This is a genomic window from Prosthecobacter sp., from assembly GCF_049294395.1.
In the GTDB taxonomy this organism is placed as follows: Bacteria; Verrucomicrobiota; Verrucomicrobiia; order Verrucomicrobiales; family Verrucomicrobiaceae; genus Prosthecobacter.
The window spans coordinates 1-10954 of the sequence record NZ_JBAQCR010000178.1 but is presented as its reverse complement, the minus strand read 5'-3'; the positions used below and the strand labels follow the sequence as shown (position 1 = coordinate 10954).

General features: G+C 60.2%; 7 protein-coding genes. 5 read left to right on the top strand and 2 right to left on the bottom strand.

All coding sequences use genetic code 11. The features are described from left to right. Positions 1-828: GTP-binding protein (locus WAW39_RS12035; protein ID WP_422319093.1), on the bottom strand; the 828-nt coding region annotated here is incomplete at its 3' end. 353 nt (positions 829-1181) lie between these two features. On the opposite strand from WAW39_RS12035, the gene WAW39_RS12030 reads away from it, so the two are divergent. Beyond that, positions 1182-2318 (top strand): hypothetical protein, encoded by a 1137-nt coding sequence (locus WAW39_RS12030; RefSeq protein ID WP_422319091.1) that lies wholly within the window; start codon positions 1182-1184, stop codon positions 2316-2318. A 1036-nt stretch (positions 2319-3354) separates the two neighbouring features. Here the strand turns inward: WAW39_RS12030 and WAW39_RS12025 are convergent. Next, positions 3355-4593 carry an NAD(P)/FAD-dependent oxidoreductase gene (locus WAW39_RS12025; protein ID WP_422319089.1) on the bottom strand — a complete coding sequence of 413 codons (1239 nt, stop codon included), beginning with the start codon at positions 4591-4593 and terminating at the stop codon, positions 3355-3357. 122 nt (positions 4594-4715) lie between these two features. Between WAW39_RS12025 and WAW39_RS12020 the strand changes: the two genes are divergently transcribed. The 4 genes from WAW39_RS12020 (at position 4716) to WAW39_RS12005 (ending at position 10830) form a co-directional block, all read left to right on the top strand. Then, entirely contained in the window at positions 4716-5546 is an 831-nt protein-coding gene (locus WAW39_RS12020) for an alpha/beta hydrolase (RefSeq protein ID WP_422319087.1), read from the top strand. Positions 5547-5666: 120 nt separating this feature from the next. Then, positions 5667-6452 carry a sialate O-acetylesterase gene (locus WAW39_RS12015; protein ID WP_422319085.1) on the top strand — a complete coding sequence of 262 codons (786 nt, stop codon included), beginning with the start codon at positions 5667-5669 and terminating at the stop codon, positions 6450-6452. Between the two features lie 174 nt (positions 6453-6626). Beyond that, entirely contained in the window at positions 6627-8723 is a 2097-nt protein-coding gene (locus WAW39_RS12010) for a LamG-like jellyroll fold domain-containing protein (protein WP_422319083.1), read from the top strand. A 220-nt stretch (positions 8724-8943) separates the two neighbouring features. Then, on the top strand, positions 8944-10830 hold the full coding sequence (locus WAW39_RS12005) for a potassium transporter Kup (RefSeq protein ID WP_422319081.1): 1887 nt from the start codon (positions 8944-8946) through the stop codon (positions 10828-10830). The last annotated feature ends 124 nt before the right edge of the window (positions 10831-10954 follow it).

Sequence of the window (10954 nt, the reverse complement as noted above, 5' to 3'; positions counted from 1 at the left end):
GGCGCTGCCGCCGATGACGGGCACGAAGCGGCCTGCGAGTGTCTGACGACGGATCGCGGTGCGGAGTGCCTGCGCGGGCACGGGGAGGTTTTCGATCCAGAGTTCGGCGATTTCATCGTCGAGGCTGGCGAGAGCCTGGATGAGATCACGACGCGCGGAATCGACGGCGGTGAGCCATTCGGTGGGAATGGCTTCGACGGTGAAGCCGGTGGGCGAGTCGGCATGGGTACGCAGGGCGCGCTCTTCGATGACATCGAGCTGGCCGAGCAGTGCGGATTCGGCCCCCCAGGGCAGGAGGACGGGCCAGGCGGTGGCGCCGAGCTTGGTCTGGAGTTCGTTGACGACGCGGGGGATGTCCGCGCCGAGGCGGTCCATCTTGTTGATAAAGGCGACGCGGGGTACGCGGTAGCGATCCATCTGACGCCAGACGGTTTCGCTTTGAGGCTGCACGCCACCGACACCGCAAAAGACGGCGACAGCGCCGTCGAGCACGCGGAGTGAGCGCTCGACTTCGGCGGTGAAGTCGACGTGACCGGGGGTGTCGATGATGTTGAGGCGATGGGGCTGCCCGGTGAAGAGGCGGGTGAGGCCTGCGACGGGCTGCTGAGTCCACGAGCATGGAGCCGCGGCGGAGGAGATGGTGATCCCCTTCTCGCGTTCGATGTCCGAGAAATCGGTGGTGGTGTTGCCTTCATGCACGTCTCCGCAGGCATGGATGGCGCCTGCGTAGAAGAGAATGCGTTCGGTGAGCGTGGTTTTGCCAGCGTCAATGTGGGCAGCGATGCCAATGTTGCGGATGCGGCCCGAGTCAGTCGTATTGAGTTTCATAAGAGTCAGAGGTTCGATGTGAACGTGCTGCTCCCCGGAAGGATATGAAAAGGCCCTGATGCAGACTGGCGGCAATCAGGGCTCCCGGGGATAGCAGCGATATCTGACTTCTGTCCTCTATGACATAGTCATCCCGAGCCCTGGCCGCAGCCGGGCTGAATGAACTATTTTGAGAACGCGGGGTGTCATAAGACGCGGTGGTTACATAACATACGGCTTGAAAAAGTCAATGGGTGCACAAGCCTCGTGGACCCAAGCTTGATTGATGATCGGGGCAAAATGGACGCCTCAGCGCGGCTAAACAAACCCGCCATGCGTCTTGTGATCGTCATGAACCGTGGTTGGGTGCGGACATGAAAACATCTTTCGTTCCTCTGCTGGTTTTGAGTTTCAGTCTGGCAGTTGCGGATGTCTCGCTACAGGCGGCGGAGGGGGATTTGAAGAAGGCGGTTTATTGCCATGGGTTTAAGGAGGATGATCGGTCGCCGAAGGATGTGGCGGAGTTTTTCAAGCCGGATGAGACGGTGTATCTTTCGATCGAGCTGAAGGGAAGGCCGAAGTCGGGTGTGGTGGCGGCGAAGTTTATGTTTCGTGAGGATCTGATGGCGGAGGCGAAGGTGGATGTGGCGACGGTGAACAAGGGGGTGATCTTCTCGTTTGGGGAGGACACGTTTGTGAGCTTTGACATGAAGACGAAGCAACCCATGCCGGTGGGTGCGTGCTATCGGGCGGATGTGACCCTGGATGGAAAGCCGCTGGGGCAGTTCCCCTTCCGTGTCGCGCCGCCGAAAGAGGCCATTCCGAGCAAGCTGCTGAAAGCGGCTCTGGCCAAGGGCGCCGACGAGGACCACAAGCCGGTGAATGAGACGCATGAGTTTGACGGCATGGACAAGGTCTTCCTGGCGGGAGCGGGCAACCTGGGCCTGTCGTCATGGCTGGAGGCGACGTGGCTGGTGAACGGCAAGGTGGACGACCAGGGCACGCGGAGCTTCACCATGGAGGAGAACAAGGAAAACGTGCCTTTCCATTTTGCCTTCATCCCGGCCGGGGGCTGGCCTGCGGGCACGCATGAGGTCTCGCTGCAGCTCGACGGGCAGGAGGTGGCGCACGAGAAGTTCACGGTGAAGGTGGGCGCGCCGATGGCCGGGAAGACGAAGCTGGTGCTCGACTCCTCGCAGTTGTTTCGGGATGACGGCAAGGGCGAGCCCGGCAAGGAGGTGAAGTATTTCACCACGGACGACACGGAGCTGCATGCGCGGTGGAACTTGAAGGAGAAGGCGCTGGCCAAAGGCGTGCAGTTTGTCTGGGTGCTGGTGGAAGTGGAAGGCGAGAAGAGCCAGGTGCTGGCGACGGCGGATGTGGAAGCGGCGGTGAGTGATCAAATCGACTCTTCGCTGACGGCGAAGGAGGGGCTGCCGCCGGGGAAGTATCGCATTGATCTGGTGCAGGATGGCAAGGTGCTGGATGCGAAGGTGTTTGAGGTGAAGTGAGGGGCTGCGATGAGCGGCCGCTTTCGAACGTCTCTTGGTGGGCGTGAGGTGACGGGGCAAAGAGGGATTGTCGGCTGGCGCTTTCGAGGGTTTGCTGATATGCGTGACTCACCGAGGACGGCGAAAGCGGTAGCTGCGTTCGTTCCTCACTTCGCGACCGCAGTCCATATCGGAAGCGCGAGTATGCGAGCCATTATTTGGAGTGCGGCTGCGATGAGCTGGCGCTTTCGAATGTCTCGTGGTGGGCGTGAGGTGACCGGCTGGTGGAAAAGCAGCGGCTGCCGCCTTTGAGCATTTTATGGTTCGCGTTTGCTGGCTGGCACGGCGAAAGCGGTAGCTGCGTTTCCTTCTTCGCTAAAGCTACGAAGCACCTGAACTCAAGGCGGGTAGAGTGTGGAACGGAGGGTAACAGGCGAGGTTATTCGGCAGCTGACTGCGCGAAGTGAGCTTCCAGAATCCGGCTAAAGCCGGTACTACAATACGTGTGTTGGCTGGCTTCAGAGACTGGGGTGTTGCGGGGCTTTCGGAACGGGCTGAAAACTCAAACTACGTACTTAGAAGAGCCTGAAGTTATTCGGGAGGACAGGCTGTTCCTCACTCCGCGACCGCAGTCCCTATGGGGATGCTGCTTCGGCTCTTGCAGGAAATGAGTTTTTCGAGGGGCTATAACCAAATTATTGACCACATTGCATGAGGCAGAGCAGAGAGTCCTCGGCTTGAAGGGTCTGTTGTCTCGTTAAGAGCTTGGCGCTTCGGCGGAGTGCTGCGGACTGGAAGTCCGCGCTCCTAGTGCTCCGGGTGGCGCGGCTGCGCTGGTGATCAAGGTCTTTGAAGCGCGGAATTTCAGTCCGCAGCACCTCGCAAACACCCACCCTCCGCTGAAGCTTTATCTCTTCTGCATTGCAGCTCTAACCAGATTGTCGCCCCGGGTTGCTTGCGGCAGAAAAGAGGGACATCGGCTTTAAGGGGGGATGTGCTGTTAAGAGTTTTGGGCTTCGGCGGAGTGCTGCGGAATAAATTCCGCGCTCCGTAGAGCTCAGGGCTGAATGATGCGGGCGCCGCGCTGCCAGGTGATGTAGGACCAGACCCAGTGGAGGAAGACGATGGCGCGATTGCGCATGCCCATGAGGAAGAGGAGATGGACGAAGAGCCACATGAGCCAGGCGAGCATGCCGCGTAAATGCATGCCGGCAAAGCTGACGACGGCGGCGCTGCGGCCGATGGTGGCCATGGTGCCTTTGTCGAGATAGGTGAAGGATGAGCGCGGCACGGACATGCCTTCGTTGAGAATGGTCTTGGAGATGAAGTGGCCCATCTGAATGGCGGCAGGGCTGACGCCGGGGACGCGGACGCCTTTGGTGTCGGTCAGGGCCACGAGATCGCCTGCGGCGAAGACTTCGGGATGACCGGGCAGGCTCAGGTCAGGCTGGACCTGGATGCGGCCGGCGCGATCGAGCGGCACGCCTGCGAGAGTGCGTGTGATCCCGCTGGCCTCCACGCCTGCGGCCCAGATGACGGTGTCTGTCTCGATGCGGTGGTCACCGGTGATGACATAGCCTGCGCCGACTTCTTTGACGGGTGAATTCAGATGCACCGTGACACCCAGGTGCTCGAGATGCTTGCAGGCGTAGTCTGGCAGTCCGCCGGGGAAAGTCGCCAGCAGCTTGGGGCCGGCCTCGACGAGATGGACTTTCGCCAAGCTGGGATCAATGCGCCGGAAGTCTTCTTTGAGCACCTGCTGTGCGAGTTCGGCGAGCGAGCCTGCCATCTCCACTCCGGTGGGACCACCGCCCACGATGACCATCGTGAGCAACCGCGCGGTTGTCTGGGGATCATTCGAGCACTCCGCCTGCTCAAAGGCGAGCAGCACCTGTTTGCGGATTTTCATGGCATCATCCAGGCTCTTCAGGCCCAGCGTGTGCGCGGCCCATTCATCGTGGCCGAAGTAGCCGGTCTTGGCTCCGAGGGCGATGACGAGGTAGTCGTAATCGAGCACCTGCTCCTTCAGGTGGACCTGTTTGGCATCGAGATCAATGCGGCTCACTTCGTCCATCAAGGTGGTGACGTTTTTATAATCGGAGAGAATGGAGCGGAGCGGCTGCGCGATGTCGGTCATGGCGAGGCCACCGGTGGCCACCTGATAGAGCAGCGGCTGGAAGAGATGATGATTCCAGCGATCCACCAGCGTCACGGCGAAGCGTTCTTCGGGGAATCCTTTGGCACAGGCCAGACCGGCAAATCCACCTCCGAGAATCAAGACACGCTGTTGTTTCATATTTCATTAGAGCATACGCCTGCCAGACAGCAAACCCGGTGGCTTTCTTTCGCACAAATTCGGCAGCGGGAAGTTGGAGGAATGACGATAAGCGCTGCTGCAAGTGGCGTTGGTTACGCACCATGAAATCCGCCCTGCTGCTTGCCCTGCTCCTGACCACCGCTCTTCCTGCCGCCGACACCTTCACGCTGCCCGGGCTCAAGCAGGACATTGAGTTTGCGAAGGCGGGGGATGTGTCGCTGACGCTGGATGCGTATGTGCCGGAGGGCGAGGGGCCGTTTGCGACGTGCATTCTGGTGCATGGCGGCGGCTTCACGAAGGGGGACAAGCATTCGTTCATCAAGCCGTTGTTTGAGCCGCTGTCGAAAGCGGGCTTCACGTGGTTCACGATCAACTACCGACTGGCGCCGCAGCATGCGTGGCCGGCGTGTGCGGATGATGTGGCGAGCGCGATCAAGTGGGTGAAGGCGCACGCGGCGGAGTACAAGGTGGATGTGAAGCGGATCGCGCTGATTGGTGAGTCTGCGGGCGGGCACCTCGTTTCATGGGCCGGGGTCACGGGCCAAGGTGACACGCGGGTGGCGGCGGTGGTGCCGTTTTATGCGCCGCATGATCTGGTGGTGCAGGCGGAGCGGCGCAAGGCGCTGGGCGGCCTGGGGGGACTCATCGGCATGGAGGAGCTGAATGATGCGGCGAGGAAGAGGCTGGCGGAGATTTCGCCGCTGAATCACATTCAGGGCGGGTTGCCGCCGTTTATGCAAATTCATGGGGACAAGGATGAGACGGTGCCGCTTTCACAGAGTGTGAACTTTGAGACGAAGACGAAGGCGGCGGGGAACAGCTGTGAGACGATCGTAGTGCCCGGAGGCATTCATGGCATGGGCGGCTGGGAGAAACTGGGCTCGGATTATCAGAAGCAGCTGATTGAGTGGCTGCGGAAGACGCTGAAGTGAGGGGTGAACATTCCTTGGAGTCTGGTTGAAAAAATCCGGCCATCTCCGCATTCCTATCTAACACACATAATCTGCAAAAAGAGATTCGTGTGAGCGTTCCCCTTTTCTCCATTCCTGACCATGATCCGTCCACTCATCTGCCTGCTGGCTCTCTTTGTCACTGTCTTCGCTGCTGCTGAAGATGCGTCCCTTCCTGCGAAGGATAAGTTTCATCTTTTCCTGCTGGTGGGGCAGTCGAACATGGCGGGGCGTGGGGTTGTGGAGGCGCAGGATGTGGTGGTGAATCCGCGGGTGCTGATGCTGAGCAAAGAGGGCAAGTGGGTGCCGGCGGTGGATCCGATGCATTTTGACAAGGCGGCAGCGGGCGTGGGCCTGGGCAAGACTTTTGGCCAGATCATCGCCGAGGCGAATCCGGGGGTGACGATTGGTTTGATTCCCTGCGCGGTGGGTGGATCGCCGATCGACACATGGAAGCCGGGGGTGTTTTATCCTGCGACGAAGAGCCACCCGTGGGATGACATGGTGAAGCGTGTGGAGCTGGCGCTGCCTGCGGGGACGATCAAAGGCATTCTGTGGCATCAAGGCGAGAGCGATTCACAGGCGGGGCTGGCGGAGACGTATGCAGGCAAGCTGAGTGATCTGGTGAAGCGCCTGCGTGAGCTGGTGAAAGCGCCGGAGGTGCCGTTCATCGCGGGACAAATGGGTGTGTTTGACGAGGCGCCGTGGTCGCCTGAGAAGGTGCTGGTGGACAAGGCGCACCGGGATCTGCCGAAGGAGGTGCCGCACACGGCTTTTGTGACGGCGGAAGGACTGAACCACAAGGGTGACAAGGTGCATTTTGACGCGGCGGCGTATCGGGAGCTGGGCAAGCGGTATGCGGCGGCGTTTTTGAAAATGACGAAGTGAGAGATGGTGGAGTGTGGGCCTGAGTTCCAGACCGCATTCGGAGAGTGCGAACCACGCCGCGCTGGGTTTGCTGCATTTTGCTGGTTCTTCAAAAGGGGCCGAAGAGGGAAGGTCACAAAAGGCGGCGAATTGGGCACAATAAGCACCGTAGCCAGCGCCGTATTGTCACGCACCATGATGCGCTTCCTTCTTCCGCTGTCCGTTCTGCTGCTTGCCACCTCGATCCATGCTGAATTTAAAGCAGGGGCGGCGGTGATCGACATCACGCCGCCGAAGCTGCCGGTGCTGGTGAATGGGGGGATGCTGAGCCGCTACGTGGACAAGATCACCAGTCGGGTGCATGCGCGTGCCATCGTGGCGACGGATGGCAAGACGGAGATCGCGCTCGTGGTGGCGGACAGCTGCATGATGAGCCGCGAGGTGCTGGATGATGCGAAGAAGATGGCGGCGGCGAAGACGGGCATTCCGGCGGACCGTATGCTGATTTCCGCCACGCATGCGCACTCCGCCCCGGCTTCCATGGGATGTCTGGGCACGGATCCGGATCCGAATTATGTGCCGTTTTTGAAGAAGAAGCTTGTGGAGGCCATCGCGGCGGCGCAGGCGGCGTTGGTGCCTGCGCGCATTGGTTTTGCCAAAGCGAATGCGGCGGAGTTCACGGCGCTGCGGCAGTGGATTCGCCGGCCGGACCGCGTGGTGGAAGATCCCTTTGGCAACAAGTCGGTGCGGGCCAACATGCATGCAGGTCGCAACTGGGATGATGTGACGGGTGAGTCCGGCCCGGAAGATCCTGATCTCTCACTGATCTCGATTCAAACGAAGGACGGCAAACCGCTGGCGGTGCTGGCGAATTTTTCGATGCACTACTTTGGTGACAAGGACATCGGCGCGGACTACTTCGGCCTGTTTTCAGATGGACTGCAAAAGCGCATCGACCCGGAAGGCAAGATGGTGGGCATGATGTCGCATGGCTGCAGCGGAGACATCTATCGCGTGGATTACACGATCCCGGAGAAGGACCGGCCGAAGCCGACCATGGATGAGTATGCGAACGGGCTGCTGGACATTGCGATGAAAGCTTATGCCAGCATCAAGTATGAAGACCAGCCCAGCGTGGCGATGACGGAGACGCGGATGATTATGAAGTACCGCACGCCGGACAAGCAGCGCCTGGAATGGGCGCAGCGTGTGATGACGGAGGTGGGCGACCGGCTGGCGAAGACACCGACGGAAGTGTATGCGCGGGAGCAGATCCTTTTGAATGAGAGGCAGCAGACGGAGATCGTGGTGCAGGGGCTGCGGCTTGGGGACATCGGCATCGCGACGACGCCGAATGAAACGTATGCGATCACGGGCCTGAAGATCAAAGCGGCGAGTCCCCTTCCCTATACGATGGTGATCGAGCTGGCGAACGGTGGCGATGGCTACATCCCGCCGCCGGAGATGCATGCATGGGGCGGCTACAACACCTGGGCGGCACGCTCCGCCGGGCTGGAGGTGAATGCGGAGCCGAAGATCGCGGGAGCAGCCATCGCGGCGCTGGAACGCGTGGCTGACAAACCGCGCGCCGAATGGAAGCTGAGCGATGGCGCAGCGGCCAAGGCGGTGCTGGCGATGAAACCGGCGGCTTACTGGAGGCTGAACGAGTTCACCGGTCCGGTGGCGGCGGATGCGACTGCTCATGCGCATGATGCGGTGTATGAGCGTGATGTGGCCTACTACCTTGAAGGGCCCAAGTCCGCGAGCTTTTGCGCGGGTGAGGTGAACCGCGCACCGCATCTGGTCGGCGCACGCATTCGCTCACGCCTCGCAGGGCTGGGGAGCCAGTACTCTGTCTCGCTGTGGTTTTGGAATGGCATGCCGAATGACGGGAGAGATACCAGCGGCTGGCTTTTTTCCCGGGGGCAGGATCATGGGCTCAGCGTGATGGGAGATCACCTCGGCATCGGCGGCAAGAGTGGCAATACGGGCAAGCTGATTTTCTTCAGCGGCACGAACGACAAGAGTCTCGTGGCAGGCAAGACCGAGATCCCGCGCTGGGAGTGGCAGCATGTGGTGCTGGTCCGTGACAAGAACCAGGTGCGTGGCTACCTCAATGGAGCGCTGGAGTTTGAGACGGAGAGGGCGATTGAGGAGGCCAAAGCTCCGCATGAGTGTTTCTTTGGCGGGCGGAGCGACAATGACTCGAACTGGGAGGGGCGGCTGGATGAGATCGCGGTGTTTGACCGGGCGCTGAAGAAGGAGGAGATCGCGAAGCTGGGAGTACCATGAGTGAATGGCTGGACGTCGCGCCGCGCGCCCGGAAAGAGCTGAAGCTCTGTAGTACTTTCTGCGCGCAGCCGCGAAGCGAACTTTGTGACTACTTTGTGCATGCCACTGTTCATACACACAGCCCAGTGCGCCGAACTGTCCCTTGCATCTGAGTCCCTGCTGGCTAACAGCAGCAGTCCCTGATTCAAACAGGGCTTCGGGAACGTCCCGAAGATACCTCATGTCAGAACACAAAAACTCAAACAGTTGGACCCTGGCCCTAGTTGCCTTGGGTGTGGTATTCGGGGACATCGGTACGAGTCCGCTTTACGCGCTGCGTGAGTGCCTGACGCATGCGGGTTACGTGCCAGGCCGGGATGGAGTGGACATGATCTACGGGCCGATCTCGCTGATGGTCTGGTCGCTCACGCTGATGGTTTCGATCAAATACCTCGGGCTGCTGAGCCAGGCGACGGCGCAGGGAGAGGGGGGGATGTTTGCGCTGCTGTCCCTGCTGCGCTCGAAAAAGGAGGCCCTCAGCCCGAAGTCCAGCGCCTTTGTGGTGCTGGTGGTGCTGTTTGGTGCGGCGCTGCTGTATGGCGATGGCATGATCACCCCGGCCATCTCGGTGCTCTCTGCGGTGGAAGGGATGAAGCAGATCAGCTCCACCCTGCCCCAGCACGTGATCGTGTACATCTCCGTGGCGATCATCTTTGGCCTTTTCATGGTGCAGAAGCACGGCACGGCGCGGATTGGCGTGGCGTTTGGCCCGATCATGATCCTGTGGTTCGCGGCACTGGCGTCACTGGGATTTTATCGTTTCATTGAGCATCCGGAAGTCATCGTGGCGCTGTCTCCGCACTGGGGGATTTATTACCTGATGCATCATGGATATCATGGGATCGTCATCATGGGCATGGTGCTGCTGGCGGTGACTGGGTGTGAGGCGCTGTATGCGGACATCGGTCACTTCGGGTCCAAGCCGCTGAAGCGGGCGTGGTTCATGCTCGTGTATCCTTCGCTCATCCTGAACTACCTCGGCCAGGGTGCGCTGGTGATCAGCGATCCGGCGGCGCTGGAGCATCCTTTCTTCAAACTGGTGCCGCAGCCGCTGCTGGTGCCGATGATCATCCTGGCGACGGCGGCGACGATCATCGCCTCACAGGCCATGATCACGGGCGTGTACTCGCTCACGCAGCAGGCGGTGCAGCTCGGTTATCTGCCACGTCTGAAGATCATCCACACCAATCCGGATGTGCGCGGGCAGATCTACATGCCGCAGGTGAATTTCCTGCTGATGGTGGCCTGCATCGCGCTGGTGATCGGCTTTGAGACTTCCAGCAATCTTGCCTCCGCGTACGGTCTCTCGGTGTCGATGGAGATGTTTCTGACCAGCATCTTGTTCTTCTTTGTGGCCCGCCGCATCTGGGGCTGGGCGTTTTGGAAAGCCTTTCTGCCGGTGCTGGTGTTTACGATCATTGAGCTGGGCTACGTCTCCGGCAGCCTGATCAAATTCATGCAGGGTGCGTGGTTTCCGCTGGCCGTGGCGGCGTGCATCTGGGTGATCATGAAAACGTGGACGGATGGTCGCGCCATCCTCTTCCAAGCCATGCAGCGCGGGCGCCTGCCCGTGGTGCATCTGATCGATGAGATCAAAAAGGACCGCATCATACGCGTGCCCGGCACGGCGGTCTTCATGTCTGCCAGCGCCGACGGCCTGCCGCTCGCGCTGCTGCACCACCTGAAACACAACAAGGCGCTGCACAAGCAGGTGGTGCTGCTGAGTGTGAAGTTTGCGGATGTCCCGTATGTCCGCGAAGAGTCGCGCCACGAGATCAGCGAGTATCACGAGGAGTTTTACCGCGTCATCCTGCGCTACGGTTTCTCCGAGTCGCCCGATGTGTTCAATGACCTTTGCATGGCGATGTCTGAGAAGACCAAGGTGAAGCGCAACGGCATCACCTTCTACCAGAGCCGCGAAGTGCTGCTGACGAACGGGCCCGGCAAGATGGCGGCGTGGCGGAAAAAGCTCTTTGTGATGCTCTCGCGCATGTCCCGCCCTGCGACGGGTTACTTTGATCTTCCACCACGGCAGGTCATTGAGCTGGGGATTCAGCTGGAGGTGTAGCGGGTCGGATCCCCACTTCGCAAATCAACAATCCCTGTTCGACCAGGGCTAAGCCCAAGGCCAGTCAGAAAACCCAAGCCATGAAGAAGGCGGCATAGGAATAACGTCCATGTAACGCGAAGAA